This is a genomic window from Paracoccus isoporae (assembly GCF_900101865.1).
Lineage (GTDB): Bacteria > Pseudomonadota > Alphaproteobacteria > Rhodobacterales > Rhodobacteraceae > Paracoccus > Paracoccus isoporae.
On record NZ_FNAH01000017.1, the window covers coordinates 1 to 26812 of the forward strand.

Sequence of the window (26812 nt, forward strand, 5' to 3'; positions counted from 1 at the left end):
CCTCGGTAAATCTCGTCTTCTTCATCAGAATCTCCTCATCGAGTCTGCCGAGAAAATTCTACTTCCGCATCCCCTTAACCATGGGGAGGATTACCCTGGCGCGGGTGGCGCGGTAGCCGGCGGAGGTGGACGTCTTGACACGGATCCACTCAGGCTTGGGCTGACGCGCTGTCTCGGGTCGGTGCGCCTTCTCGGGGTGGCGCTGGCCGGGGATCGTGAGGTCGCGAGGCATGACGGTCCTCATGCGGAAACGAGGGGAGGGTGGCTGGCGGTGCCCAGCCGTTCTTTTTCCGGGCTGTGCCATAGCCGGCGCGCCGCTTCGACGGTCTCGAGATAGTGCGCGAAACCCGACTGGTAATGGTCGCGCAGCTCGGCCCGCGGCTCGATGACGCCTTCAGCCTTCGTCCAGGCTGCACGGTCGCAGTCGATCCCGATGGCATCGGCCGCCGCAAGGCACGCGCCGCGTGCGCCGACCTCCGGTTTTGGTGCGATGGCAAGCGGGCATTGCAGGACGTCCGCTATCATCTGGCTCCAGGTCGCCGAATTCGCGCCCCCGCCGGAGACCGAAAGCCGCCCCGACAGACCGGCCGCCTCGACGCAGTGCCGCGCGGCATAGGCGACTGATTCGCAGATCGCCATGACCATGTCGCCTTTCGAGGTGCCCGTGTTAAGGCCGCACAACTGGCCTCTGGCCCGGACATCGGCGAAGGGCGCGCGCTCGCCTGTGGCCGAGAAGTAGGGCAGAGCGGTCACGCCGTTGGCGCCGGGCCGGCTCTGGGCGAGGAGCGCCTCGACCTGCGTGCATTCTGCACCCACGAGATCGAGAATCCAGTCCAGCGAGGCCGTACCGACGGTCGCTGGAAGGGCGCGCATCCAGCGGCCTTCCTGTGGCATGCATAGTGTCATGCCGACAGGCTCTCCGCCGGTGTCCACGCGGTCGACCAGCACTTCGCAGGCCAGTGTCGTCCCGATGATGACGAGGCCGTCGCCGACTTGATCGACGCCGGCGCCTACCGCGCAGGCGACGATGTCGAAGGGACCGGCGTGGACCGGCACGCCCTCCGGCAGCCCGGTCAGCCGTGCCCCTTCGGCCGAAAGCGGGAATGCCTGACCGGGCGCGGGCATGACCGGTGCGAGCAGGCGGGCACAGTCGGACAGCCCGAGCAGTTCCAGGATCTCTGGGTCGTAGTCGCGGGTGCGGGTGTCGAGAAACGGCAGTGAGGCGTCCGAAGCGTCGGTGACGCGCGCGCCCGTCAGCCGCTGCAGGATGCCGTCCTTGAGGTAGCTCGCCGTCGCTGCCCGAGTGAGCGCCCCCGGATCCTCCTGCGCCAGCGCAGCCATGAAGGGCGCGTGAGAGCCCGGGAAGATCGCGTTGCCGTTCCGGCGGAAGACCTCCTCGTAAACCCCGCTGTCCATCCAGTCCTGCAGATAGGGGCTGCCCCTGTTGTCGAGCCAGGAGATGGCAGGGCGGACGGGGCGGGCATTTTCGTCCAGCAGCCAGAGGCCATCGCTCTGTCCGGTGATCCCGATCGCCTCCGGAACACGTCCGGCATCCGCGACGACCTCTCGAACGACCTCCGAAACCAGTCGGACCACATCCTCAAAGTCCTGTTCGATCCGCCCCTTTCCAAGATGCCGAAGCGTTGGCTTGCGCGACGACACGGCGAGGCAGGTGCCGTCCAGATCGAAAGCGGCTGCCTTGGTCATCGAGGTGCCAAGATCGATTCCGAGTAGCATGTCACGGCCTCCCTTCCGCCTTTCCCACCACCATTGAAGCATATGTTCCGCAATAGGACAAGTGCTTCAATAAATGGCTCAGCTCGAAAGGAGAGTGGCCGCGCTCGCTTCATCGGTGACGAGGTGCGTCACGTAGCCGCCCACGAGGCTGGCCCGGAGGACGTCGATCTTGTCGGGACCGCCCGCAACGGCCAGCCGGTCGGGGATCTTGCGCAGGCTCCTGAGCGAGATGCCGATGGGATGAATGGTGTCCGGCATCTCCACTTCAGTGCCATTGCTGTCCACCCAACGACAGGCAATATCGCCGACTGCGCCGCGTGCCGCGAGGAAGTCGCGCTCTTCCGGATTGACGTAGCCGAGACTCAGCATCGTTGCCTCGTCGCTCAGGGCGCCGACGCTGAAAGCGACAAGATCCGCGTTTCGCGCGAGATCGAGTGCCTCGCTGAGGCCCGAGTCGCCGCGCAGGCCCTCGGCGGTCGCGGCATTCTTCACGTAGACCGGCGCGTACAGGGCGCGGGCGGGCGCTCCGAAATACTTCCCAAGTTGCTCCGCCACTTCGTAGGGGTTGGTGCCGCGGCTCGCATTATGGAGCCCGCCGATAAGCGCGACGATCTGCATGTTGCTGGTAGGCGCTTCTCCGGTAAGGGAGTCGGCCATCGCCAGCATCGTGCGACCCCAGCTGACGGCGACAGTGGAGTTGCTCTTCACCATCTCGATCAGTGCTTCGCCAGCGACCTGGCCGAGCCAGCGCCGCTGCATCTCTTCGGTTTCTGCCACCGGGACGATTCTCGCCTTCTTCAGCCCATACTTGTCTTCGAGGTCCCGTTCGGTGGCGAAGGTCTCCGACGAGACGCCGAGCGAGATCTGGACGAGGCCGCTCTCCTTGGCGCGTCTGAGCAGGCGAATCACCGTGCTCCTGCTTACCCCCAGCTTGTCGGCCACCTGGCTCTGCGTGAGCTCCTCCGCGTAATAGAGCCATGCCGCCCTGGCCGGTTCGCTGCTACGCCTGTCAAACTCGTTCATGTTTTTCTCCTGAGTGCGCGCCGGCGGCGGGGTGGATCCTGGTGCCGGCTCCACTGTCTTCCGCATGCTTTAACTGTCTTTGTATGTTATGAATCAGCCACTTAACGTTTTTGTGACACAATTGACTACTACCACAACAAAATAGTCGTTGCTAGAGTATAAGGCTTGATGATACATAAGTCCCGATGAAAAACATTTGGTCCAGCCGTGAGGCTGTCATGGTTCCGGAAGGAGACGGCAGCGCCGGCCTGGACCTGAGTGGGAGGAGACATGATCATGGATGTGAAGGCCCCAGAGCAGGCGAATGAAACCCGTGGGTCGGCGCGCCTACTGGAAAACATAGAGCCGCGCGAGGTAATGTTCTTCTTCGAGGAGCTGAGCGCCCGGCACCGCTGCTCACAGCACGAGAAGGACGCTGCCGATTACGTCGCCGATTTCGCGACGGCACGCGGGCTCGAGTACCATCGCGACGATCTCGACAACATGATCGTTAAGAAGCCCGGCACGCCGGGCTACGAGCAGTCGCCGACAGTCATCCTGCACGGCCATATCGACATGATCTGTAAGCTCGACGAGGGCGTGAGCCATAACTTCGCCACCGACGGGGTCAAGCTGAAGGTCGACGGCGACCGTATCCGCGCGGCGGGCACGACGCTTGGCGCCGACAACGGGCTTGGCATCTCCTACATGCTTGCGCTGCTCGACTCCGACGACATTCCCCATCCGCCGCTCGAATGCGTGATGACCGTCATGGAAGAGATGGGGAAGGTCGGGGGCGACAATGTCGATCTGAACAAGCTCACCGGCAAGCGGATGATCGACTTCAACTGGATCGAGGAGAAACAGCTCCTTGCAGGATGCTCTGGCGACGTGACCTGCCGGATTGATGTCGACGCCGATTGGCAAAAGCCGGGCGATGCGGGCGTCGCGATGCTGATCGACATTCGCGGCCTGCTCGGCGGCCACTGCGAGTTCGACATCCACTTCGAGCGCGGCAATTCCATTGCGCTCATCGGCCGACTTCTGCGTCGGGCGATGCAGAACGGGGCCGTCCGTATCGCGAAGGTCTCGGGCGGCGTGCAGAACAATGTCATCCCGGCGGAGGCCGAGGCGCTGATCCTCGTCGATCCGGATACGGCCGACACCGTCGAGGAGGCCGTCCGCGCCCTCGCCGACGAAATCAAGCACGAGTTCCGGATCTCCGACCCGGACATGCGGATCACCGTCAAGCGGCCGGACGTCGCCATCGAGCGCGTCATGTCCGACGCCTCCGCGGCCAAGCTCGTTCAGGCGATCGCGCTCCTGCCGAACGGCATCACCAACCAAAACCTCGAGGTCGAGGGCAACTGGGAGACATCGAACAACATTGGGCTTCTGCGGACGGCCGGCGACCGGGTCGAGATCACGAGCACGATCACCAGCGCCGTCACCTCGCGCAAGCACGCCGTGCTGGACCAGATGATGATGCTTGCCGAGCTTGCCGGCGACGGCGTCAGCGCGAAGCAGATCGGGCTCGATGCGCCCGAGTTCCCCTGGAACCCGGAGAGCCGGATGCTCGAGATCGCCAAGGGCTGTTACGAGCGGGTCATGGGCAAGAAGCCAGATGTTCTGGTTTCGGTCTGCAGCCTCGAACTCGGGATGTTCACGCAGCGGATCGACGGTCTCGACACGATCGGGATCGGGACGAACCTCTACGATCTGCATTCGCCCAAGGAAAGCATGGATCACACGTCCGCAGCGCGCGTCTGGCCGCTGATCAAGGACGTCATGGCCAATCTGAAAAACTGAGCGCGCATTCCGCGCAGGACTTCAAAGGGGAGGGGCACCGATGCCGCTAGACCACGAGATCCGTCCGTTCAAGATCGAAATCCCTGAAGCGGACCTCGACGACATGATGGAGCGCCTGAAGCGCACGCGCTTCCCGGACGACTTCGCCAACGATGATTGGAAGTACGGCTACAACACGGCCTACCACCGCACGCTGATCGACTACTGGATCAACGAGTACGACTGGCGCGATGTCGAGCGGCGGATGAACGAGCTGCCGCAGTTCAGGATCGACCTGATGGGCGTGCCGCTGCACTTCATCCACGTGAAGGGCAAGGGCAAGAACCCGATGCCGCTCCTGATCCACCACGGCTGGCCGTGGACGTTCTGGGACCTGCGGAAGGTGATCGGCCCGCTGACCGATCCAGAGGCGCATGGCGGCAAGGCCGAGAACAGCTTCGACGTCGTGCTGATCTCGTTGCCGGGCTACGGGTTCTCGTCGCCCCTGAAGGAGACCGGCTGGAACTTCTGGCATACCGCGGATCTCGAGAACGCCCTGATGAAGGATGTCCTCGGCTACGAGAAATATGCCACGGCCGGTGGCGACTGGGGCGCGCTCGTCGCCCAGCAGCACGGCCACAAGTACGAGAAGGACGTCATCGGCGTCTACACGCACTTCCCGGCGCAGATGAGCCATTACCTGCCGTCGCATCCCGACCAGCCGGAGGGGGTCGAATTCGACCCGATCCTCGGGCTGCCGGCCAGAAGCGAATACACGGCAGAAGAGGAAGGCTGGTTCGAGCGTGGCAAGCACTTCGTCGAGAACGAAAGCGGCTACGGCGAGATCCAGCTGACCAAACCGCAGACGCTGGCGGCGTTGGTGACGGACTCGCCGGCGGGTCAGCTCGCCTGGATCACGGAGAAACGCTATTTCTGGGGCCTTGCCGAGCGCGGCGTGGGTACTGAGCGTTTCGAGAAGGTCTGGCCGAAGGAAGACCTGATCACGACGGCCGCAGTCTATTTTCTGACGAAGACCGGCGGCACCTCGTCGCGCTATTACTGGGAATGCCGCGGCAATCCGTGGTCGCCGAGCCACAACCGCTTTCCGGTCGTGGGCGTCCCGACCGCGGTCTCGATCTTCTCGGGCGAGATCTACAAGCCGCCGCGCACCTGGACCGAGAAGTACTTCAACCTTCAGCAGTACCGGATTCACGACGAGGGCGGTCACTTTGCCCCGCTCGAGGTGCCGGAACTGTTCGTCGACGACGTCCGCACCTTCTTCGGCGGACTTCGAGCCTGAAATCCAGCGTCTCGATAGACGCCTTCGCATTCGACAAGGAGGAGAAATCCGTGACGACCCTGACCACGAAACTCGCCGGCCCGACCCGCCGCGCCTTTGGCGCCGCCGCCGTCGCGGCAGCCATGATCGCCAGCCTCGGCGCCTCCGGTGCCGCCGCACAGAGCGTCGAGCATCCCGAGGGCTTCAACCCCGACGAATGGGTGATCGTCGCGTCGGTGATCAACACGACGAACCCCTACATGATCTCGAACATCGAGGGCGCCGAGGCAATCTCGGAAGCACTCGGCATTCCGCTCGAGATCGTGAACTCGAACAACTCGTCGCAGACGTCGATCTCGTCGATCTACGCGATCCTGGCGAGCGGCAAGAAGCCGATCATGTTCGTCAACACGGTGGCCAGCTCCGATGCGCCGACCATCGTCGAGGCGGTCAAGCAGGCGGGCGGCTACGTCACGATCTGGTGGAACAAGCCCGACGAGTACAAGCCGCAGAATGTCGGTGACAACTTCGTCGCGTTCCAGAAGCACACCGGTGTCGACTCGGGCCGCTGCGGCGCCCAGGCGCTCGCCGAGGCGCTGAGCGGCGAGGGCAACGTGATCCTCCTCCCGGGCGTGCAGGACAGCACGACGTCCAAGACCCGCGTGGCCGGCTTCAAGGCCGAGATTGCCGAGAACTATCCCGGCATCACCATCCTCGAGGAGCGGCCCTCCAACTGGGATCCGCAGCTCGGCGGGCGCAATGCCCGGGACCTGATCGTCAAGTACGGCGACCAGATCGACGGCGTCTGGAGCGCGGACGACGGCATGCAGATCGGTGCCATGCAATCGTTCGAGAACGCAGGGCTTCTCGACCAGGTGAAGTTCGCCTCCGACGGTCTCTATCCGAAAACGCTCGAGGACATCATCTCGGGCCGCGGCAACAACGCCATCGTGGGCGAGACCTTCCACCGCGGCTACATGGCCTCGGCCATCGGCCTCTACACGGCCTATCTCGCCGCGTCGGGCCAGATCGTCCCCAGCGAGCTCGAGGACAACAAGCGTGAAAGCTTCTTCAAGCTGAGCTGTGTCACGCCGGCGAACTACGAGCAGTACCTGCAGTACGACGCAGAGGGCGCTCCCGCCGAATTCGTCTCGCGGCTGATCGAGAACGGCCCCTGGGATACCGAGCCTGTGCCGCTTGTCGGCGGTGGCGTCGAAGTTCTGCCCGAAAGCTGACAGCGGGCACACCCTCTCCGGCCGGGCCATCCTCCCGGCCCGGCCGGAGCCGGGACAGACACTCAGCGGAATTGACAGCGCGAGGAGCCGACATGACCAGCGTGATGCACGAAGACGGCCCGCGCGGAGCGGCCGGCATGAAAAGAAACGGCAACGCCTCGATGCGGCGTCTGATTGCCGAAGGCGCCAAGGGACCGATCGGCCTCGTCGCCGCACTCGTCGTCCTGATCGTCGTCTTCTCTTTCCTCAATCCGAGATTTGCGAGCATAGAGAACCTGCAGAACGTCCTGTTCCAGGTCTCTGTCCCTCTGATCCTGGTCGTCGGCGCGACTCTCGTGATCCAGATGGGATCCATCGATCTGTCCGTCGAGGGCATCATGGGCGCGGCCGGCATGGCCTGGATCCTGCTTTCGCCGAACACGCGGACGATGATCGACCTCGGTATGTGGGCGTGGCTCATCGCGCTCGGCCTAGGCCTGTCGCTCGGCCTCATGACCGGGGTGATCTATGCCAAGCTGAAGGTGCCTTCCTTCGTCGTGTCCCTCGGGACGTGGTACGTGGGACTCGGCATCGCGATCCTGCTCTACGGAAACAATTCGCTGCCGAGCCTGACGAGCGACGCGCTCGCCCGTTGGCCGACCGGCCTGACGCTTGGCTTGCCTCACTCGTTCTGGCTCGCCGCCGGCGTCCTTCTGTTCGGCCTGCTGATCTCGAACTACACCAATCTTGGCCGTGGGCTGATGGCGATCGGCAACAACGAGCCGATCGCGCGGACGTCTGGCATGCCGGTGAACGTCTACAAGATCGGCGCGTTCGCGATCGCCGGGCTTCTCGGTGGCCTGGCCGGCATTCTCGCGACGATGCAGCTCGGTTCGGGATCGACCGACATCGGCTTCGGCCAGCTCTTCGTCGGCATTCCTGCCGCGGTGATCGGCGGCACGGCGCTGGGCGGTGGCGAAGGCGGCATGACTCGCTCCGCACTGGGGGTCTTCCTCCTGATCATCCTGAACAACGGGCTCGTCCTTGCGGGCGTCGACCCCGACTATCAATCCGGCGTTTTCGGTCTGATCCTTCTGATCGCGATCATCGCCGTCGCATGGCCCGAGCGCGGCCGGCTGAAGGTGGCGAAATGAAACCCGACGCACCTGTCGTCCTCAAGCTGACGAACGTCTCCCGCTCCTTCGGCAAGATCAGGGCCGTTCGATCGGTGTCCCTCGAGATCCGCAAGGGGGAAGTGATCGGCCTCACCGGCGAGAACGGCGCCGGCAAGTCGACGCTCCTGAAAATCCTCGCCGGGATCGAGCGTCCCGATGAAGGTCAGATGGAGATCAACGGAAAGGTCGCCAACTTCAAGGGCCCAAACGACGCGCTGAAAGCCGGTGTCGGGGTCGTCCATCAGGAACAGTCGCTCTTCACGAACCTGACCGTCGCCGAGAACATCGAACACCAGAACATCAATCACCAGGGCCTCAGCCGCTTCGGCATCCATGATTGGAGACGGATCAATCGCGAGGCGCGGAAGGTGCTCGAGAAGATCGGCGTCGATCTCGACCCGCGGACGCGTGTCGGCGATCTCAGCTTCGTCGATCGTCAGATGGTCGAGATCGCGCGCGCGGTCAGCGTGAATCCGGACAAGTCCGGCACGCCGCTCATCATCCTGGATGAACCGACCGCGGTCCTCGAACAGGCCGAAGTCGAGGTACTGGAGCGCGAGATCAGGAAGCTCCGGGAATTTGCGAGTGTGATCTTCGTCTCCCACCGGCTGGACGAGGTCCTGCGTATCTGCGACCGCGTCGTGGTCATGCGGCACGGCGAACTGACAAGCGATCGCCGCACGGAGGGCGTGACGAAGGACGAATTGTTCCGGGCGATGGTCGACGAGACGCCGGCAGTCGCCACGCGGTCTCGGGCGGTTCCGTCGAAAGAGGGTCAGGCAGCCATCGAGGTCCGCGATCTGACGCGGCACGGTCGCTTCAGAAACGTGAGCTTCGCTGTCCACCCTGGCGAGATCGTCGCGCTTGTCGGGACGAACGGATCGGGACGCGGGGCGATCGCAAGGGCACTCTTCGGCGCCGAGACATTCGATGCCGGCACGATCGAGGTCAACGGAAAGGCCGTTTCGCGCTGGACGATCGCCAAGGCGGTTCGTGCCGGACTGGCATACGTTCCCGCAGAGCGAAAGGTGGAAGGCATGATCGGGGGCTATCCCGGCACCCGGAACATCGCCCTCGTCCATCCCGAGCATGCCCGGACCGGGCCGTTCCTCAGGCCGCGCAAGATGGCGCAGATCGCGCAGGAATGGTTTGACCGGCTCGGCGTCAGCCCCAACGACATCCATCAGCCGCTTGGCCAGTTCTCGGGCGGCAACCAGCAGAAGGTCGTGCTGGCAAAGTGGCTGAACAACCCCGAACTCAAGGTCCTGATCCTCGATCATCCGCTGCGGGGTCTGGATATCGGCGTCTCCCAGGCCGTCAACCGGGAGATCCGCAAGGCCTGCGACAAGGGAACGGCCGTCGTGCTGATCCCCGACACGATCGAAGAAGCCCTCGAGATGGCGGATGAGATCCTGGTCCTGAAGGACGGGCAGGTTTCCGCACGACATGACATGCGCAGCGCAGGCGAACTCGACGTGCGCGAAATCGTATCGGAGATGGTATGACCCACAGAGCCGACACTCCCGCAACCGTTGAGGCCCTCGATCGACCGGACAAGGTGGCCGCCACCCTTGCGCGGCTCCGCCGGATGGCCAGCTGGCACATCATCGCGCCGCCGCTCGTGTTTTTTGCGATCCTGCTGGTGGTGGGGATCGCGAACCCCGCCTATCTCGGGCCCTTCGGCATCTCAATCGCCACAACGTCGGCCGCGCCCATCCTGCTCGTGGCGCTCGGTCAATCGATGGTCCTCAATACCGGCTCGATCGACCTCTCGAACGCCGCCATCGGACTCTTCGGCGCGATCCTCTTCGCGCTGACCATACCGGAGGCCGGTATCCTCGCGATGATCGCGGTCCTCGTCGCCCTCACGCTCATCGGCGCGGTCAACGGCGTCATCCTGGCATATACCCAGGTGCCTTCCTTCGCGCTGACCCTCGGCACGCTCGGCATCCTTCAGACAGCGGCGCTTGTGACCAGCGGGTCCGAGACGATCTACGTGTCCGAGAACCGCGACCTTGTGACGGCGCTGCACACGATCAAAACTCTGAGCGTGCCGCTCACGTTCTGGATCGGTGTGCTCGCGGCCATTTTCTTCTGGGCCCTGCTTCGCTTTACGATCGTCGGCCAGAACATGACTGCCGTGGGCAAGAACGAGTCCGGGGCGATCCTGTCGGCCGTGCCGAACCGGCGGGCGAAGATCATTGCCTTTGCGATCTCCGGGTTCGCGTCCGGCCTTGCAGGTCTCGCGATCGTAGCTCAGGCCGGATCGGCCTCGGCGAGCGGGCTTGGCAGCAACCTACTGTTGCCCGGTATCGCCGCAGCGCTGGTTGGCGGGACCTCGATCTCCGGCGGCCAGGCAAACCCGATCAACGTGGTCTTCGGCGCGCTGACGGTCGCATTCGTGCCGATTGCGGCTCAGGCGCTGGGGTTCGGCGCGCAGGCCCAGAGCCTCGTCTACGGGGTCTTCATCATCGTCATCGTCGCGCTGACCACCTCCCGGAGCCGCGGTTCGGTCATCAAGTGAGACACGGGGGGCCGGCGCCTGGCGCCGCCCCGCGCTGATTGCTGCGATAGCGAGACCGTCCAGGCCGGGTCGCCGGCCTTGATCGCCAGCACGGTATCGGCGGCTAAAATCACGCTTATCTACATGAAATCATCACGTTTTGTGGTCGAGTGACACAAATGACTGTAAGAAGGGCAAATTTGTCATTGCATCGAATCACCGGCCATGGCACTAATGTCCTAAGATAGAACATATGACCTAAAGGGAGCGGTTAATGCTTCGGAAAGCCGACCTTCAGAACAACACCCTGCTTGAAATGCAACGTCGGATGATCCGCATCCGGCTGTTCGACGAGCGCGCATCGAAAATGGTGAAGCGTGGCTACATCCCTGGCACGGTGCACACCAGCATCGGTCAGGAAGCGCAGGTCGTGGGTGCGTGCATGGCGCTAAGGAAGGGCGATCACATCACCGGCAACCACCGCAGCCACGGTCATCCGATCGGCATGGGATCGCCTCTCGGGCCCCTCATGGCCGAGCTCGTCGGCAAGGCCACGGGCGTGTGTCGCGGCAAGGGCGGCTCGCTGCACCTCGCCGATTACGCGCATGGCAGCCTTGGCGAGAGCGGGATTACCGGCTCCTCGATACCGATCGCAGTGGGCGCGGGGCTTTCGGCGCAGACCTTGGGCGAGGACCGGGTCGCCATGTGCTTCTTTGGCGACGGGGCGGCGAACCAGGGCGTTCTTTACGAGAGCATGAACCTCGCCTCGGCCTGGAAGCTGCCCGTCATTTTTCTTTGCGAAAACAATCACTACGCACTCTCGACGCCGGCTCACACCGTGACCGGCGGGCGCATCGTCGACCGCGCTGCAGGCTTCGGGATGCCGGGCGTCCGCGTCGAGAACGGACAGGACGTTCTCGACGTCCACGAAGCTGTAGCCGAGGCCGCCGCGCGGGGCCGCCGGGGCGACGGGCCGACCTTGGTGGAGGTGATGACATATCGCTTTCGCGAGCATTCCGAGGGGCTGCGCATCAACGTCGACTACCGCGACACGAACGAGCGTGAGACCTGGCTGGCGAGAGACCCGATCCAGATGCACCGTGCCTGGCTCATCGCAGAAGGGGTGGCCACGGAGGCCGAGCTGGACGCTCTCGCCGACGAGATCGCGCAGGAGGTCGAGGATTGCGTAACCTTCACGATGGAAAGCCCCGACCCAGAGCCGAAGGTGGCCTTCGAAGATCTCTACACTGACCCGTACGACATGGAGGCCGTTCAATGAGCGTGATGACCTATATCGGCGCAATCGGCGCCGCGCAGCAGGAAGCGATGATCGCTGACGAGCGCGTGATCATCATCGGCGAGGATGTGGAGGCCAACGTCTACGGCACGACAGGCGGCGGCAAGCAGCGCGCCGAAAAAGGCGATTTCGTCGAACAGTTCGGCCACCGCCGCATCCGCAACACGCCGATCTCCGAAGAGGCGATCGTCGGTGCCGCGATCGGCGCCGCGATGACCGGCCTCCGCCCCATCGTCGACCTCAGCTATTCCTCGTTTCTCTACATGGCGATGGACCAGCTGGTGAACCAGGCGGCCAAGAACCGCTACATGTTCGGCGGCCAGAGCTCGGTGCCGGTCGTTTTCCGCTCGGCCATGTTCTACGGCCTGAACACAGGGGCCCACCATTCCGACCGGCCATACCCGATGTTCATGAACGTGCCCGGGCTGAAGATCATTGCGCCGGCCTCCGCAAGCGATGCCAAGGGGCTGCTGCGTCAGGCCATCGACAGTGACGACCCCGTGATGTCATTCGAGGCGGTGCCGCTCTGGGGCCTCAAGGAAGAGGTCGACGACACAGAGTACCGCATCCCCTTCGGCAAGGCGCGCATCCGCCGCGAGGGCTCGGACGTGACCGTCGTGGGCATCTCGGGCTCGCTGCCGCTCGCACTGAAGGCCGCCGAGGCCATGGCCGAGGAGCACGGCATTTCCTGCGAGGTCATCGACCCGCGCACGCTGGTTCCGCTCGATACCGCGACGATCGTGGAGTCGGTCCGGAAGACCGGGCGACTGGTCCTGGCCGAGCCCGCGCATCGGGCGTGCGGAGCAACGGCCGAGATCGCCGCAACGGTCGCCGAGGAGGCGCAGGACGCGCTGCGCGCTCCCATCCGCCGGCTGACCGCGCCGAACATGCAGATTCCCTTCAGCCCTGCGCTGGAGGCCCAGCTCTACCCGACGACCGAGAAGATCGCCGCAGCGATCCGTCAGGTGGCCGGACTCGAAAAAACCGCAGAAGAAAGGATTTCCGCATGAAGGTCGAAGTCTTGTTGCCCCAGTGGGGCATGGGGATGAGCGAGGGAACGGTCACCGATTGGATGAAGAAGGTTGGTGACCGGGTCGAGGAGGACGAGCCCCTCGCCGAAATCGAGGCCGAAAAGGCCACTCAGGAGCTCGAGTCCCCCGCCACCGGCATCCTGACCGAGATCCTCGTCCAGAAGGGCGAGGAGGCCAAGGTCCGGTCCGTGCTGGCAATTATTGAAACCGACGACTGAGCCCCACCGATCGCCGATCCCGGCAGGTCCGGCGGCGAAGCAAGGCGAGAAACCACGATGACCGACGTCAACGGAGATATTGGCCCGGGCAGTGCCCAGGGCAGGATGGCCCCGAAACCCGGCGGCGTCTTCGATCTGGTGGTGATCGGGGCCGGCATCAATGGCGCGGGGATCGCGCGCGACGCTGCCGCACGCGGCCTGCGCGTGGCCCTGGTCGAAAAGGAGGACATCGGTAGCGGTACCTCGAGTTGGTCCGGTCGCCTGATCCATGGCGGCCTGCGCTACCTCGAACAGGGCGACGTGGCACTCGTTCGAGAGTCGCTGCGCGAGCGGGAGCGACTATTCCGGCTGGCGCCGCACCTCGTGAAGCCGGTGCCGCTCATGATCCCGTTCTACAGGCATAACCAGCGGTCTCACTGGACCCTGCGCGCAGGAATGATGGCCTACGATGTCCTGTCGTTCGACAAGACGACGGCCTCTCACAAGACGCTGTCGCGGCGCGAGACGATCAAGCGATTTCCCGGAATCAATTCGGACGGCCTCGACGGTTGCGCGATCTTCATGGATGGCCAGGTGGTCTGGTCGGAGCGGCTCTGTGTTGAAGTCGTGCTGGCCGCACACGCCGAGGGCGCGCAGATCTTCACGTATGCCAAGGTCGACGGTTTTCTCGACGACGACGGCCGCGTGACGGGTGTGCTTTTCACCGATGTCCTGACCCGCGAGCGCCATGAGCTTTCGGCGAGGATTGTCGTGAACGCCGCCGGCCCCTGGGTCGACGAGGTCGTGGGCGGGGCCAGGGGCGACAACAAGCGCTACATCGGCGGCGCCAAGGGCAGTCACCTGATCGTCAATCCCTTTCCCGGCGCTCCGGACGACGTGGTCTATTACGAGAGCCGCACCGACGGCCGGCTGGTGCTGATCATCCCCTGGGGCGAGCGTTACCTCATCGGTACGACCGACAAGAAGTTCGACGACGATCCGGACACGGCCCGCGCGGACACCTCCGAGGTCGAATATCTTCTCGGGGAGGTCAACAGTCTCGTCCCGGAGGCGAACCTCACCGAGGACGACATTCTCTATACGTATAGCGGCGTCAGACCCCTGCCTTACGTGCCGGAGAAGTCGGAGTGGAAGGTGCCGCGCAGCCACGTGATCCACGATCACGCGCCGCGGCTGAGGGGGCTGCTGTCGATCATCGGCGGCAAGCTGACAACCTACCGGAGCCTCGCCGAGGAGACGGTCGATGCCGTGTACAAACAGCTCGGTCTGAAGGCGCCGCCCTGTCCGACCACAAAGGCGCTCTTTCCCGGGGCGCGCGTCGGCGACTGGGAGTCGCTCCGGCAGGGCCTCGCTCGAACTTACGACATTGGCGACGACAGGCTGGACAGGCTGATCGACATCTATGGCGCAAGGGCGGAAGAGGTCTTGGCCGTCGGCCGCGAAGATCCCGCGCTTCTGGAGATATTCGACGCCGACAGCGGTGCGATCGGAGCGGAGCTTGTCTTCACGTATCGGGCAGAGTTCTGCCGCACGCTGACCGATGCCCTGATCCGGAGGATCATGGTCGGCCTCAACGCCACCTGCGGACAGGATGCGCTCGAGCGCGCAGCCGACATGCTGGCGCGGGACCAGGGTTGGAGTGCCCAACGGCGCGAGCGCGAGATCGCGGCCTATCGCAAATACATCCAGCGCTTCGGCGTGCCGGGACGGCATGCCGCTGCAGCCGGAGCCAGTCTAACCAAATCGACCGAGCGGTCGAACAACCTCGAAGGACAGCCGTCATGACCCAGTCCGATCCCAGGTCCATCATCGCGAATGCGCAAGCCGGAGGCTATGCCGCCGGGGCCTTCAACATGCATAACGAAGAGACGACCGAAGCCCTCGTCTGGGCCGCCGAGAAGGCCAATTCCCCGATCTTTCTTCAGGTCGGCCGCGCGATCATCCCGCACATGGGGGTCCGTCGCGCCTTTGAAATGACGTCACGGATCGCCGAGCGCTCCAACGCCGAATACGTCATCCACCTCGATCACGGATCGTGGGACGAGGTCCTCGAAGCGATCCGCCTCGGGTTCACGTCGGTGATGTATGACGGCGCTCACCTGCCCTTCGAAGAGAATATCGAGTCGACCCGGAAGATCGTCGAGATTGCGCATGCCTTCGGCATTCCGGTCGAGGCGGAACTGGGCAAGATCCCCGACGTCGGCGTGAAGGTCGACTGGAACGAATACTACACCGACGTCGAGGAGGCCCGTCGCTTCGTTGCCGAGACCGGTGTCGACTACCTGGCGATTTCTGTCGGCATCGTGCACGGCGTCATTCCGGACATGCCGCTGGAGCCGATCAACATCGACCGGATCCATGAGATACGGCAGGCGACGGGAATTCCCCTGGTTCTGCACGGAGCCTCCGGGCTGACCGATCGGGAAATCGCTGATGCGATGGCGGCCGGCGTCCACAAGTTCAACGCCGACACCGATCTTCGCCATGCCTTCCGGAAAGGCTTCGAGTCCGTGTGGACCAAGGGCGACCATCAGCTCGAAGAAGCTATGGCCGAGGGTCGGGCCCGCATGGTCGATGCGACGGTGGAAAAGCTCCGCCTCTACGGCTGCGCCGGCAAGTCGTCCTTGCCGCGCGCCGCTTGAACGGAGGAGGCTGAGATGGCCGATACTGGTACGCTTGAACCCGAGGGCCGCGAGCGCCTGCTTTCGAAAACCGAGAAGATCATGGCGCGCCACATGGGCACGGCATGGTCGGCGCCGATGTTCGGCGTGACCGTCGAGGTCGCAATGGAGAACGTCCTCGCCCGCCGCGCTGACGGCGTGACGGTCACCGACATCCTGCTCGCCGACTGCGCCGCGACCCTCGTCGAGCATCCGTCCATCAATGCCCATTTCCGGGAAGATCGCGTCATCGAGTACGACACCGTGAACATCGGGCTGGCGGTGGCCTCCGACCGGGGACTTGCCGTGCCGGTCATTCACGGCGCGGAGGCGCTGTCCCTGACGGAAATCGCGGAGCGCCGGAAGACGTTGGTCGGCAAGGTCCGGGACGGCAAGATCGGAATTCGCGAGGTGTCGGGCGGAACCTTCACCGTGTCGAACCTCGGTATGTTCGGCGTCACCCGGTTCACCGCGATCATCAATCCGCCGCAGGTCGCGATCCTCGCCATCGGTGCCACGACCCGGCGCCAGGTCTGGAACGGTGGCGCGCCCGAATGGCGGGACATCGCCGAACTCTCCCTGACCAGCGATCACCGCGCAGTCGACGGAGCGGCGTCGGCCCGCTTCCTTGCCTCGCTCAAGGCCCGTCTCGAAGGCCGCGAGGCCGCCAAATGACTCTTCGGGCGGACGGCTGCGCCGCCCGAAGCGGACAAGATCCGAAACGACTACCGCAACACCAAGAACCATACATCGGAGGAGACCACCCATGAAATTCACCACCACTCGCCTGACTGCCATCGGCAGCCTTCTGGGCGGGGCCTTTCTCGCCCTAGGGGGCACGGGCGCTGCCGCCCAGGACGGGCTGATCGCGGCATCCGTCGCGGACCAGAAGTCGCTCTTCTACATCGCGGCAGTCGACGGCATGCGCGCCGCGGCCGAGGAGGCCGGGCTCGACTTCAACGTCGCCTCGGCGAACAACAACTCCCGCGAGCAGATCAGCCAGGTTCAGAACCTGCTGGTCCAGCAGCCCGATGCGCTGCTCTTCATCTCGCAGGATTCCACGGCCGCCGCCGCCGGTGTCAAGGCCGCCAACAGCGCCGGCGTGCCGGTGATCGCTGTCGACCAGCGGCCCGAGTCGGGTGACGGCGACATCGTCACCTTCATCGCCACCGACAGCGTCAAGGCGGCGCGGGATCTCTGCACGTGGCTCTTCGACCAGATGGGCGGCGAAGGGCAATTGGCCATCCTCAAGGGCGTCCTCGGCTCGACCGCCGAGATCCAGCGCACCCAGGGCTGCAACGAGGCGCTGGAGAACTACCCCGGCATCGAGGTCGTGGCCATTCAGACTGCGAACTGGGACGAAAACGAGGCGTTCCGTGCCACCCAGAACATCCTGACCGCAAACCCGGAACTCGAGGCGGTCTTCGGCGAAAGCGACGCGATGGCCCTCGGCGCCGCCAAGGCCGCCCGCGAGGCCAGCCGCGACGACCTGCTGTCCGTGGGGATCGACGGTTTTCCCACGATGTTCGACGCTATCCGTGAGGGTCTCGTGCAGGCCACCATGGCACAGGTCCCGTACCAGATGGGCATGATGGCCGTGCAGGACGCCGTGAAGATCATGAACGGCGAGGGCGATTCCATCCCCGAGCTCCAGTACCAGGACGCGGTGCTGCTGACGGCGGAAAACATCGACGAGTACGAGCCTTCCGACTTCTACGGTCCGGCAGCGGCCGCGATGGAGTGATCGAAAAGGGTCCGAGCCACTGGCTCGGGCCCATTCCGCCTCCCGGAAACACGACCCGACTGCTCGGAGCAAGTGATGGAAACGAACGCACCTTCCTCAACAGGACTGGACTGTCGCGGTCTCGTGAAGAACTACGGCCCGATCAGCGTTCTGAAATCCGTCGACCTGTTTCTGGCTCCGGGCACCTGTGTCGGCCTGATCGGCGAGAACGGTGCCGGCAAGTCGACCTTCAATTCCTTGGTCGCCGGGGTGGTTGCTCCTAGCGACGGCCGCATGTGGCTGGACGGACAGCCCTACGAACCGCACTCGCCATCCGACGCTATCCAGCGCGGCGTCGCCCTCATTCATCAGGAAATCCGCCTGCTGCCGGGTCTTTCGGTGGCCGAGAACCTGTTCCTCGGGGCGCTGCCGATGAAGGCAGGTCGCATCGACCGCCGCTACATGGAGGAGAAGGCGCGCGCGGTGCTCGCCACCCTCGGCGTGCGCGTCGATCCGCGTCGGCCCGTGCTCGGACTGACCATGGCCGTGCAGCAGGGCATCGAGATCGCCAAGGCGATCCTCCGCAACCCCCGCTACGTGATCTTCGACGAGCCGACCGCCGCGGTCGGCGAGACCGAGGCCGAGCAGATCATGGCTCAGGTTCAGAAGCTCAAGTCCGAGGGTGTCGGGGTCATCTATGTCTCGCATCGTCTCGACGAGGTCCAGGAACTGGCCGACGAGGTTGTCTGCCTGCGCGACGGCCACCGTGTTTCCCGCTGGACCGAAAGGCCGGTGCCAAAGGACGAGATGATCAACGCGATGGTCGGGCGCGAGTTCACCTTCGAGCATCATCCGCCCTCGCCGTCGCGCGACAAGGTTGTGCTGGAGGTCCGCGGTGCCGGCCGTTCAGGCGCCTTCGAGGGGGTCTCGTTCGACCTGTACGAAGGCGAGATCCTGGGCCTGGCTGGCCTGATCGGCGCCGGGCGCACCGATGTCGTTCGGGCGATTGCCGGCGCGGACCGTCTCGACCGGGGCACGATCAGCGTCGACGGCCGCGACATCCAGTTTCGCAGCCCCAAGGGCGCGATGAAGGCGGGGATTTTCATGGTCCCGGAGGACCGCAAGGGGCAGGGGCTGAACCTCGACCGTTCGGCATCCGAGAACATCACCCTGCCCTGGGAGAAGAAGCTGGCGAAGTTCGGCCAGATCACGGGACGCAGGGTGGCGGAAGTCGGCGAGACCCAGAAGGACCGCTTTGACATCCGCGGCCGGATGAACCTGCCGGTCGGCTCGATGTCGGGCGGCAATCAGCAGAAGGTGCTGCTCGCGAAGTGGCTCGTGGAAGAGCCGCGCGTCCTCATCGTCGACGAGCCGACGCGCGGCGTCGACGTCGGCGCGAAGATGGCGATCTACAAGATCCTGAGAGAACTCGCCTCGGCCGGGATGGGCATCATCGTGGTGTCGTCGGAGCTCGAGGAGGTCCTCGGTCTCTCGCACCGCATCATGGTGATGAGCGAGGGAAGGCAGAGCGGGATGTTGTCCCGTGAGGAGGCGATTCCGGAGCGCGTGATGTCGCTGGCGGTCAGCGGTTGAGCGGGACGGAACGGATTGAAAATGGGGAGGCAGGGCAACGCCATGTCACACGCTAAGTCCAACACAGACGAGTCGGTAAAGGCGGGCCGCAACTCCGAGGCGCCAACGGGTTCAGAGCGTCTGGCGGCGCTCGGCGGGAGCGTCCTTCGGCAGGTCCCGGGGCCGCTCATCGGGCTGATCGCGGTCTGCATCGCATTTTCGTGGATGTCGCCGTACTTTCTGACGGAGCGCAACCTGATCAACATCTTCAGCCAGATCTCCGAGATCGGGATCATGGCGGTCGGGGCGGCGCTCGTCATCCTCATCGGCGGCATCGACCTCTCGGTGGGCGCGGTCGTCGCGCTGAGCCTGATGGTCAATGCCTGGCTCTACCGCGATTTCGGTGTCCCCTTCGTCTTCTCGAGCCTCGTCGGCCTTGGCGTCGGCGCGCTCGTGGGCCTCGTCAACGGAGTGCTGTCGACCTACGGGCGCGTCCAGCCTTTCGTCGCGACGCTCGCGACGATGTCCGCGTGCTCGGGGCTTGCACTCTACGTCACCAATGGCGGGCCGGTGACCGGTTTTCCCGATTGGTTCACGGGGCTCGCGTCGCTCCGGATCTTCGGGTTGCCATTCGAGTCGCTCCTGATGGTCGGGATATTCCTGATCGTCGCCTGGTGGCTGACCTTCCGCCCGACGGGGCGATCGCTCTACGCCATCGGCGGCTCCGAGGAGGTTGCGCGGCTCTCAGGCATCAACACGCGGGCGGTGAAGATCCTCGTCTACGTGATCGCGGGATTGTTGGCCGCCGTTGCCTCGCTCGTGCTCGGCGCCCGGCTCGACAGCGCGCATCCGACGGCCGGCATCAGCGATCTGCTGAGCGTCATCGCCGTCGTCGTGATCGGTGGGGCGAGCCTGGCCGGGGGATCGGGCGGCATGCTTGGCACGTTCATCGGCCTCCTGATCATCGGCGTGCTTCGCAATGGCATGGCGCTTCTGAACGTATCGCCAAATCTGCAACCGGTCGTCATCGGCATCGCGATCATCATCGCCGTGATGCTGGACCGCAAGACCGCGAACTGAACCGGAAGGAAGACAAGTTCATGGCTCTGGATCTGAAACTTTCCGACCTCTCGCGGCTCGACCGGATCCGCGAGGTCCTCGCGGAAAACGACAAGAACGCGCAGTTCACCGCGCTTGGTCTCACCGACCTCCGCATTGGCGACGCGGTGCTCGACGACCTGGCAGAAGTCGTCGGCAAGATGCTGTCCGAGGCGGGGCGTCCGTCGGGCCGCGACGCGAAGGTTCGCATGATCGTCGACCCGGTCGCCATCCGGCGCGCCGGCAAGCCGCTCAAGGACATCGTCCTGGAACTGCTTTCGGGCTTCGATACAACTGCCGTGATCCTCGACGACGGGCATCCGGTACTGCACGCCGACGAACCCATTCTCGCGGAGGCGGCCGAACGCTCGATCGGAGCGGACTGCATCGTCTCCGTGGGCGGCGGCACGATCACGGACGTGGCAAAAGTCGCTTGCGAACGGGCGAACGTGCCCGTGCAGGTCGTCATCCAGACCGCCGCCTCGGTCGACGGATACACCGACAACTTCGCGGTGGTCCTGCAGAACGGTGTGAAGACGACGTTGCCGAGCCGCTGGCCTGACGCGGTGCTGATCGACACGGTGACGGTTTCCGAGGCGCCGCTGATCCTGAACGCCTCGGGTTTTGGCGAGCTGCTCTCGATCTACAGCGCCCCGGGCGACTGGCTCCTCGCGAACGAACTCGGGCTCGACAACACATTCGCGCCCGTGCTCATCGATATCCTCGCCCTGTGTGGCGAGGGCGTCGAAGAATGGTCCGCCGGCATCAGCAGGGCCGAACCCGCAGCCACCACGCGCCTCGCCGAAGCTCTTGCCATGCGGGGCATCGTCACCGGCACCGGCGGCACGACCGCATCCCTTTCCGGCATGGAGCATCTTTTCAGTCACATGCTGGACATGGTTGCGGGCGAGAAGGGAGAACCTACCGGTCTCCATGGCGCGCAGGTCGGTGTCGGTTCCGTCATCCGCATGGCCGCCTGGGAGGAGTTCTGCGCCCGGATCGACGCGGAGGGCCTCGACGTCGCGCGCCTGTTCCCGGGGGTCGATGCCTTCGAGGCGCGGGTAAAGGACGCGTTCGTCGATCTCGACCCTACTGGACGCATCGGACGCGAGTGCTGGACGCGCTACCGCACCAAGATGGCGCGTTGGCACGCATCCCGCGACCGGATCGAGACAGCGTTCGCCGATTGGCAGGGCCTTCGCGACCGCCACAATGCCCTCGTCCTCGGGTCGCACGAGATCGCCGCCTGTCTGCACCGCGCCTCTGCGGCAAAGCGGTTCAGCGATCTCGATCCTGTCGTCGGCGAAGACCTGATGCGCTGGACAGTGGCCAATTGCCAGTTCATGCGAGAACGCGGCACCATTGCCGATCTCCTCGTTCTTGCCGGGTGGTGGGACGATGCGGGCGTCGACCGGGTCGTCAGGCGAGTCGAAGACGCTTGCCTCGCAGCGGAGCGGAAGGAAGCTGCATGAGCGGCGTGGATCTCGTTCTCGGCATCGATTGCTCGACCACCGCCGCGAAGGCCGTGGTCTGGGATTGCGAGGGCAGGGCCCTCAGCATGGGTCGCGCCCCCATGAAGCATACGGCGCCGAAGCCGGGCTGGGGCGAGCAGGATCCCGTCGACTGGTGGCGCGCCACGTCGGATGCCATCGGACAGGCCTGCCGCCAGATCGCGCCGTCGCGTCTGGCCGCGATTGCCATCACGCATCAGAGAGAGACGTTCGCCTGCCTGGACGAGGCCGGTTACGCGCTGCGTCCCGCAATGCTCTGGCTCGACACGCGCGCGACGGCCGAGGTGGCCGAGCACGGCAGCGAGGAGGTGCATCGGATCACTGGCAAGCCGCCGAACACGGCGACAAGCTGGTACAAGCTACTTTGGCTCAAGTCCCGGGAGCGGAAGGTACTGGAGAGCGCGCACAAGGTCGTCGACGTCCACACCTACCTCGTGAACCGGCTGACCGGCGAGTGGCAGACGTCCTACGGCAGCGTCGATCCGCTGGGAGTGCTGGACCTCGAGACCTTTGAGCTCCACGGCGGCCTGATCGATGCGCTGGGGCTCCAGAAGCATCATTTCGGGGAAGTTCATGCGCCGGGAACCGTCGTCGGAGCCCTCCGCGCCAACGTGGCCGAGGATCTCGGCCTCAACCCCGGCCTTCCGGTGGTCGCGGGTCTCGGCGACGGCCAATCCGCGGGGCTGGGCGTGGGGATCGTCCGGCCCGGACAGGCCTACCTCAATCTCGGCACCGGGATCGTCTCCGGCAGCTTTGCGGCCGACTACCGGACCGACAGGAGCTTCCGGACAATGGCGGGAGGCCTGCCCGGCTCCTATCTGACAGAGACGTTCTTCGGCGGCGGAACCTACAACATCACTTGGTTCGTGGACCGGTTTTCCGACATTCCCTCCGGCGCCTTCGGGCTGGGCGTGATCCCCGAGCAGATCCTCGAAAGCGCCGCGGCCGGGTTGCCGATCGGGGCGGACGGCCTCATCGCGCTGCCATACCTCACCGGCTCGCTGACACCTTATTGGGACAGCAACGCGCGCGGCGTCTTCTTCGGCCTGACCGGACGACATGGCAAGGCACATGTCTACCGCGCGATCCTCGAGGGCCTCTCGATGGAACAGCGACTTTCGACGACTGGAGCCGAAGCGGCCACTGGAAGCGTGACCAAGACGTTCCGCATCATGGGCGGCGGCTCTCGCAGCCCGCTCTGGTGCCAGATGCTCGCCGACATGCTTCATCGTCCCGTCGAGGTGGCGAGCGAGCCCGAAGCGACCTGCTTGGGGGCGGCCATGCTTGCCGCTTCAGCAACAGGACTGCACGACGGCATTGCCGAGGCCGCCGAGGCGATGAGCCATGCCGGACGGCTCTACGAGCCGGACCCGGTGGCAGGCGACAAGTACGACCGCGTGTTCGACGTATACAAGGACATCTACCCGGCGCTTCGCGATCATTTCCGCCGGCTCAAGGACGTTGCAAATGACATTGCCTGACGCTCGGATGGCCGCATCGGCCATAGGGGCCGACACTCTGACGGTGGACGCCGCCTTCGACCGATACGAGGCGATCCGCCCACGCCTGCCTGAAGCCGGAGCCGGCGGACAAGCGGGACCGGCGCCGGATCTCCTTTCCGTTGCAGACGATTACGACGGGTTTCTGTTCGACAGCTTCGGCGTCCTCAATGTCGGTGAGACGGCCATCGCAGGAGCCGCGGAATGCCTCGAGGCGTTGCGGCGGGAGGGCAAGCTCATCCGGATCCTGACGAACGCCGCCAGCTACACGAGCAAGGCGGCGCTTGAGAAGTACCGACGTCTCGGGCTCGAGGTCGCGCCGGACGAAGTCGTCTCAAGTCGGGATGTGACTTTCGCACATCTCGACAGCGCGGCGACCGGTCTGCGCTGGGGCGCCATCGCCGCGGAAGGTGACGTCTTCGAAGATGCCTCCGACGCGGACATTTTCGACCTTCTCGATCCTGGCGCGGACTGGGAGGACGCCGACGGCATTATCTTCATGTCTTCGGCCCGATGGACGCCTGAACTGCAGGAACGGCTGGTGGCGGAGATTTCGCGACGGCCGCGTCCCGTCGTCGTGGGAAATCCGGATCTCGTGGCTCCGCGCGAAAGCGGCCTGACGATCGAGCCGGGCTATTGGGCCCACGACCTTCAGGACAGGACCGGCGTGGAGCCGCGCCTTTTCGGAAAACCCTACCCGGAAGCGTTCACCATAGCGTGCAAGGGGATCGCGCCAGGCCGGTATGCCATGATCGGGGATACCCTGCACACGGACATTCTTGGCGGGCAGGCGGCCGGGCTCGATACGATCTTAGTGACGGATCACGGCCTGTTCGCCGGTCGCGACGCCGGTCGCTACGTCCGCGCGAGCGGGATCGTCCCCGACATCGTCATGCGTTCGATCTGACTGCCTGCACGCCTATCACGGAAGCGATTGCAGACGCCGCAATACGGATTGCCAAAGGAGAATGAACATGGCCGCCGACACCAAGGAAAACCTGACCGCCGCGAAGGCCAGAATGGGCGCTTTCGCAAAGGCCTCGCCGAATGTGATGAAAGCGTTCGGACAACTCGCCGGGGCGGCCACTACCGAGGGTCGCTTTACGGCCGCCCAGAAGGAATTGCTGGCAACAGCCATCGCGGTGGTCGAGGGATGCGAGGATTGCATCCTTTATCACGTCGACGCCGCCCGACGGCAGGGCGCCGAGGAAGAGGAACTGGTCGAAGCCTTGGCCATCGCGGTCGAGATGGGCGGTGGCCCAGCGCTCATGTACGCGGGCAAGGCGCTTGAGTGCTTCCGAAATCTCTCAAGCTGAGGCGACGGGGCTCGTTGAGAAGAACCTTTCAATTCCTGAAGGTTTTCTATCGGTCAGGCGGCTTCTGACTGCTCGACAAAGCAGGCTCAGAACCCGTGTTCGAAATATGACCTGGTCTGCCCCCTGAAAAGTTTTCTAATCGCACTGGTCAAGGTATCGGTTTCAGTTCTGCGTCTTCGCCGGGTTAAGGGTTCTCTCCGCAGTCGAACGCTTGGATCGCTGCATGTTGGCGTCGAATGGTGGATCGAACGAAGTGGTCCTCGCGGTCATCTTCCGTGCGTCTTGCGGAGGCGCCGCGTTTCAGAGGGCCGGCCTGATCCTAGCCATGCGTCCCGGCAGGACGCATCCGTGAAGTCAGTCGGTCAGTCTTGCTCCTTGGTTGTCATGCATCGACCGGGCTCCATCGGAAGGGTGTGTTCGTCTTCCACATGGCGTGGAGTATGACGGCCAGTTTGCGCGCTACGGCCACGCGTGCCTTTTTGAAGCCGGACACCTTGGCCAGCTTCATGCCCCACGCCTTCAGCGTGGAGAAGCGCAAGTTGCGCGTCAGGAGAGTCGTCGCTGCCTCGTAGAGGCGACCGTTGCGACTGGTCTCGCCTGACTCGTAGCGTCGGGGTGTCAGGCCCAGATAGGCACCCGCGCTCGATGAGCGTCTGACGCGCGATGCATCGTCAAAAACCGAAGCGACCGACAGAGCCGTGATGACGCCCACGCCAGGCGCGGTCATGAACCGGCGCACCACCGGCGTTGCCCTGGCGAGGGCAGACAAGCGCCGGTCGAGCACCTTGATCTGGTCAAGGATTGAGGCGCGCGCTTTCATCAGCGTCTCGGATACGAGGCGCATCTCGGGCGTAGTGACGCGTGGCGCGCAGGGTTTCGTTGCGTGCGCGGGCCGCTGGGCAGTCCTCTTCCCACGGCCGTCCGTTCTTGCGGATCGGGATGATTGGAGTGGCGCCGCGCGCGATGAGGCGGCGCGAGAGAAGAACGCGCGGGCATCGCGGCGGATGCCGGCGCTGGCGCTTGTGCTGGAGGGCAAGAGCCGGACCGAGGCGACGCAGAGCTGCTGAATGGACCGGCAGACCCTTCGTGACTGGGGTGAAGGGCGCTCGGAATTCTGTCCAGTGGACAGAATTTAGCACTGAACGGGCGGAGCCCCGACAGTTACAATGCCGACGGCCTGGTGGGCCTCGTCAACCGGCCGCTTCCGGGGCGGCGGCCATGGCTGAGCGCCGAGCAGATGTGCGAACTGGCCACGATCGTCGAGGCCGGGCCGGACCCGGCGACGGACGGGGTGGTGCGCTGGCGCCGGATCGACCGTAAGCGGCGGTTCCGTCCCAGCTTCCTCCCGGTTTGTGCCGGTGCGAGTCCGTCTCTGTCGGAGTACAGGGAGTGCGTTTCGCGATGTGCGCTACGCATGCGTTTCTCAGGTCGCTCGGTGTGGAGATCTACGGCTCCGAGCATCGGCGCTGGCCGGACGAGGTCAAGGCGCAGGCCGTTGCGGAGACCCTTCGCCCGGGAGCGACGGTCCACGCCGTGGCGGCGCGGTTCGGGGTCCAGGCGAACCAGCTATCGGCCTGGCTGCGTCTGGCGAAGAGCGGCCATCTGATCCTGCCGGCGGCGGATTGTGAGGCACGGGAGACGGCCTTCGCCCCGCTCGTGGTGTTCGACGCGGAGCTTGTTGTTCCTGACGTTGATGGCCGGCGCGCCGGAGGCGAGGTCCGGATCACCTTCGGTGATGTCGTTCTGCACCTCGATGGTGCCACACTTTCGGAGATGCCCAGCAGCGTCAGGTCGAAATCCTCGGCCAGCAGCCCCGCGATCTCGTCGCGCAGCATGGTCTCTTCCCATTCGCCAAGTTCCGTCAGCTTGTTGTCGGCGATGCGGTAGGCCCGGCGCTTGGCCTCGTCGAGATGGTTGAGCCGGATCACCGGCACCTCGGTCAGCCCCAGCATGATAGCGGCAAGGACGCGCCCATGCCCCGCGATCAGTTCGCCATCGTCGGCCGCCATGCAGGGCACGGTTTAGCCGAACTTCGCCATGCTGGCAGCAATCTTCGCCACCTGGTCATCGCCGTGCATCCTGGCATTGCGCGCTTAAAGCATTTCGATTTTAACCTGATACATATCCGGCAGCGGTGAAGTAGTTTGAGCATTCTTCAGGCCCGTATAGGTCACAGACTTGGCCAATGG

General features: G+C 64.6%; 22 protein-coding genes and 4 pseudogenes. 20 read left to right on the forward strand and 6 right to left on the reverse strand.

Annotated features, from left to right (window positions below; translation table 11 throughout):
* Positions 1-100: 100 nt before the first annotated feature.
* The 3 genes and pseudogenes from BLT73_RS17715 to BLT73_RS16315 all read right to left on the reverse strand — a co-directional run.
* A pseudogene (locus tag BLT73_RS17715) lies at positions 101-244 on the reverse strand (lipoyl synthase); the annotation flags it as partial.
* Positions 241-1737, reverse strand: coding sequence for an FGGY-family carbohydrate kinase (locus tag BLT73_RS16310; protein ID WP_090525606.1), 1497 nt, complete (start codon positions 1735-1737; stop codon positions 241-243). The pseudogene BLT73_RS17715 and the gene BLT73_RS16310, both read right to left, overlap by 4 nt.
* A gap of 78 nt (positions 1738-1815) precedes the next feature.
* Complete coding sequence (locus tag BLT73_RS16315; RefSeq protein ID WP_176805192.1) at positions 1816-2760, reverse strand: sugar-binding transcriptional regulator; 945 nt, start codon at positions 2758-2760, stop codon at positions 1816-1818.
* A gap of 270 nt (positions 2761-3030) precedes the next feature.
* Here BLT73_RS16315 and pepD point away from each other — a divergent pair, with 270 nt between their 5' ends.
* The 19 genes from pepD (at position 3031) to BLT73_RS16410 (ending at position 24623) form a co-directional block, all read left to right on the forward strand.
* Complete coding sequence (gene pepD / locus BLT73_RS16320) at positions 3031-4548, forward strand: beta-Ala-His dipeptidase (RefSeq protein WP_090525610.1); 1518 nt, start codon at positions 3031-3033, stop codon at positions 4546-4548.
* Positions 4549-4588: 40 nt separating this feature from the next.
* Entirely contained in the window at positions 4589-5827 is a 1239-nt protein-coding gene (locus BLT73_RS16325; RefSeq protein ID WP_090525612.1) for an epoxide hydrolase family protein, read from the forward strand.
* Between the two features lie 50 nt (positions 5828-5877).
* Positions 5878-7041, forward strand: a complete 1164-nt coding sequence (locus tag BLT73_RS16330) for a sugar ABC transporter substrate-binding protein (protein WP_176805194.1) — start codon at positions 5878-5880, stop codon at positions 7039-7041.
* A gap of 92 nt (positions 7042-7133) precedes the next feature.
* Positions 7134-8174 (forward strand): ABC transporter permease, encoded by a 1041-nt coding sequence (locus BLT73_RS16335; protein WP_090525615.1) that lies wholly within the window; start codon positions 7134-7136, stop codon positions 8172-8174.
* Positions 8171-9700, forward strand: a complete 1530-nt coding sequence (locus tag BLT73_RS16340; protein WP_176805196.1) for a sugar ABC transporter ATP-binding protein — start codon at positions 8171-8173, stop codon at positions 9698-9700. Before BLT73_RS16335 ends, BLT73_RS16340 begins: the two co-directional genes overlap by 4 nt.
* The gene (locus BLT73_RS16345; RefSeq protein WP_090525619.1) at positions 9697-10719 is read left to right on the forward strand and encodes an ABC transporter permease; all 1023 of its coding nucleotides are present in this window, start codon (positions 9697-9699) and stop codon (positions 10717-10719) included. Before BLT73_RS16340 ends, BLT73_RS16345 begins: the two co-directional genes overlap by 4 nt.
* A 253-nt stretch (positions 10720-10972) precedes the next feature.
* The gene (locus tag BLT73_RS16350) at positions 10973-11977 is read left to right on the forward strand and encodes a thiamine pyrophosphate-dependent dehydrogenase E1 component subunit alpha (protein WP_218132567.1); all 1005 of its coding nucleotides are present in this window, start codon (positions 10973-10975) and stop codon (positions 11975-11977) included.
* Positions 11974-13005, forward strand: coding sequence for an alpha-ketoacid dehydrogenase subunit beta (locus BLT73_RS16355; RefSeq protein WP_090525621.1), 1032 nt, complete (start codon positions 11974-11976; stop codon positions 13003-13005). The genes BLT73_RS16350 and BLT73_RS16355 overlap by 4 nt, the downstream gene beginning before the upstream one ends.
* Positions 13002-13244 (forward strand): biotin/lipoyl-containing protein, encoded by a 243-nt coding sequence (locus BLT73_RS16360; protein WP_090525623.1) that lies wholly within the window; start codon positions 13002-13004, stop codon positions 13242-13244. Before BLT73_RS16355 ends, BLT73_RS16360 begins: the two co-directional genes overlap by 4 nt.
* A gap of 57 nt (positions 13245-13301) precedes the next feature.
* Positions 13302-15029 carry a glycerol-3-phosphate dehydrogenase/oxidase gene (locus tag BLT73_RS16365; RefSeq protein ID WP_218132568.1) on the forward strand — a complete coding sequence of 576 codons (1728 nt, stop codon included), beginning with the start codon at positions 13302-13304 and terminating at the stop codon, positions 15027-15029.
* Positions 15026-15886: a class II fructose-bisphosphate aldolase gene (locus BLT73_RS16370; RefSeq protein ID WP_090525626.1), complete on the forward strand. Its 861-nt coding sequence runs from the start codon at positions 15026-15028 to the stop codon at positions 15884-15886. Before BLT73_RS16365 ends, BLT73_RS16370 begins: the two co-directional genes overlap by 4 nt.
* 15 nt (positions 15887-15901) lie before the next feature.
* On the forward strand, positions 15902-16579 hold the full coding sequence (locus BLT73_RS16375; RefSeq protein ID WP_090525628.1) for a 2-oxo acid dehydrogenase subunit E2: 678 nt from the start codon (positions 15902-15904) through the stop codon (positions 16577-16579).
* Between the two features lie 91 nt (positions 16580-16670).
* Positions 16671-17648, forward strand: a complete 978-nt coding sequence (locus BLT73_RS16380) for a substrate-binding domain-containing protein (protein WP_090525630.1) — start codon at positions 16671-16673, stop codon at positions 17646-17648.
* A gap of 75 nt (positions 17649-17723) precedes the next feature.
* Positions 17724-19220, forward strand: coding sequence for a sugar ABC transporter ATP-binding protein (locus tag BLT73_RS16385; RefSeq protein ID WP_090525642.1), 1497 nt, complete (start codon positions 17724-17726; stop codon positions 19218-19220).
* Positions 19221-19262: 42 nt separating this feature from the next.
* The gene (locus BLT73_RS16390; protein WP_090525632.1) at positions 19263-20279 is read left to right on the forward strand and encodes an ABC transporter permease; all 1017 of its coding nucleotides are present in this window, start codon (positions 19263-19265) and stop codon (positions 20277-20279) included.
* Positions 20280-20299: 20 nt separating this feature from the next.
* On the forward strand, positions 20300-21769 hold the full coding sequence (locus BLT73_RS16395) for an iron-containing alcohol dehydrogenase (protein ID WP_090525634.1): 1470 nt from the start codon (positions 20300-20302) through the stop codon (positions 21767-21769).
* A complete protein-coding gene (locus BLT73_RS16400; RefSeq protein ID WP_090525636.1) occupies positions 21766-23289 on the forward strand; it encodes a xylulokinase in 1524 nt (507 codons plus the stop codon). The genes BLT73_RS16395 and BLT73_RS16400 overlap by 4 nt, the downstream gene beginning before the upstream one ends.
* Entirely contained in the window at positions 23276-24214 is a 939-nt protein-coding gene (locus BLT73_RS16405; RefSeq protein WP_245727385.1) for an HAD-IIA family hydrolase, read from the forward strand. The genes BLT73_RS16400 and BLT73_RS16405 overlap by 14 nt, the downstream gene beginning before the upstream one ends.
* Before the next feature lie 67 nt (positions 24215-24281).
* Positions 24282-24623, forward strand: coding sequence for a carboxymuconolactone decarboxylase family protein (locus BLT73_RS16410; RefSeq protein WP_090525644.1), 342 nt, complete (start codon positions 24282-24284; stop codon positions 24621-24623).
* Between the two features lie 382 nt (positions 24624-25005).
* Here BLT73_RS16410 and BLT73_RS16415 read toward each other — a convergent pair whose 3' ends face one another.
* Positions 25006-25443, reverse strand: coding sequence for a transposase (locus BLT73_RS16415; protein ID WP_245727386.1), 438 nt, complete (start codon positions 25441-25443; stop codon positions 25006-25008).
* Between the two features lie 25 nt (positions 25444-25468).
* Positions 25469-25591, reverse strand: a pseudogene (locus BLT73_RS17145) (IS5/IS1182 family transposase); the annotation flags it as partial.
* 433 nt (positions 25592-26024) lie between these two features.
* Between BLT73_RS17145 and BLT73_RS16420 the strand changes: the two are divergent.
* Positions 26025-26183: pseudogene (locus tag BLT73_RS16420) on the forward strand (transposase); the annotation flags it as partial.
* 206 nt (positions 26184-26389) lie between these two features.
* Here BLT73_RS16420 and BLT73_RS17515 read toward each other — a convergent pair.
* Positions 26390-26716, reverse strand: a pseudogene (locus BLT73_RS17515) (ParB/Srx family N-terminal domain-containing protein); the annotation flags it as partial.
* Positions 26717-26812: the final 96 nt, after the last annotated feature.

Excerpts from the sequence above, each read along its gene's own strand:
- BLT73_RS16310 (WP_090525606.1), bottom strand. The coding sequence starts at position 1,737 with ATGCTACTCGGAATCGATCTTGGCACCTCGATGACCAAGGCAGCCGCT.
- BLT73_RS16315 (WP_176805192.1), bottom strand. The coding sequence starts at position 2,760 with ATGAACGAGTTTGACAGGCGTAGCAGCGAACCGGCCAGGGCGGCATGG.
- pepD (WP_090525610.1), top strand. The coding sequence starts at position 3,031 with ATGATCATGGATGTGAAGGCCCCAGAGCAGGCGAATGAAACCCGTGGG.
- BLT73_RS16325 (WP_090525612.1), top strand. The coding sequence starts at position 4,589 with ATGCCGCTAGACCACGAGATCCGTCCGTTCAAGATCGAAATCCCTGAA.
- BLT73_RS16335 (WP_090525615.1), top strand. The coding sequence starts at position 7,134 with ATGACCAGCGTGATGCACGAAGACGGCCCGCGCGGAGCGGCCGGCATG.
- BLT73_RS16340 (WP_176805196.1), top strand. The coding sequence starts at position 8,171 with ATGAAACCCGACGCACCTGTCGTCCTCAAGCTGACGAACGTCTCCCGC.
- BLT73_RS16345 (WP_090525619.1), top strand. The coding sequence starts at position 9,697 with ATGACCCACAGAGCCGACACTCCCGCAACCGTTGAGGCCCTCGATCGA.
- BLT73_RS16350 (WP_218132567.1), top strand. The coding sequence starts at position 10,973 with ATGCTTCGGAAAGCCGACCTTCAGAACAACACCCTGCTTGAAATGCAA.
- BLT73_RS16355 (WP_090525621.1), top strand. The coding sequence starts at position 11,974 with ATGAGCGTGATGACCTATATCGGCGCAATCGGCGCCGCGCAGCAGGAA.
- BLT73_RS16360 (WP_090525623.1), top strand. The coding sequence starts at position 13,002 with ATGAAGGTCGAAGTCTTGTTGCCCCAGTGGGGCATGGGGATGAGCGAG.
- BLT73_RS16365 (WP_218132568.1), top strand. The coding sequence starts at position 13,302 with ATGACCGACGTCAACGGAGATATTGGCCCGGGCAGTGCCCAGGGCAGG.
- BLT73_RS16370 (WP_090525626.1), top strand. The coding sequence starts at position 15,026 with ATGACCCAGTCCGATCCCAGGTCCATCATCGCGAATGCGCAAGCCGGA.
- BLT73_RS16375 (WP_090525628.1), top strand. The coding sequence starts at position 15,902 with ATGGCCGATACTGGTACGCTTGAACCCGAGGGCCGCGAGCGCCTGCTT.
- BLT73_RS16380 (WP_090525630.1), top strand. The coding sequence starts at position 16,671 with ATGAAATTCACCACCACTCGCCTGACTGCCATCGGCAGCCTTCTGGGC.
- BLT73_RS16385 (WP_090525642.1), top strand. The coding sequence starts at position 17,724 with ATGGAAACGAACGCACCTTCCTCAACAGGACTGGACTGTCGCGGTCTC.
- BLT73_RS16390 (WP_090525632.1), top strand. The coding sequence starts at position 19,263 with ATGTCACACGCTAAGTCCAACACAGACGAGTCGGTAAAGGCGGGCCGC.
- BLT73_RS16395 (WP_090525634.1), top strand. The coding sequence starts at position 20,300 with ATGGCTCTGGATCTGAAACTTTCCGACCTCTCGCGGCTCGACCGGATC.
- BLT73_RS16400 (WP_090525636.1), top strand. The coding sequence starts at position 21,766 with ATGAGCGGCGTGGATCTCGTTCTCGGCATCGATTGCTCGACCACCGCC.
- BLT73_RS16405 (WP_245727385.1), top strand. The coding sequence starts at position 23,276 with ATGACATTGCCTGACGCTCGGATGGCCGCATCGGCCATAGGGGCCGAC.
- BLT73_RS16410 (WP_090525644.1), top strand. The coding sequence starts at position 24,282 with ATGGCCGCCGACACCAAGGAAAACCTGACCGCCGCGAAGGCCAGAATG.
- BLT73_RS16415 (WP_245727386.1), bottom strand. The coding sequence starts at position 25,443 with ATGAAAGCGCGCGCCTCAATCCTTGACCAGATCAAGGTGCTCGACCGG.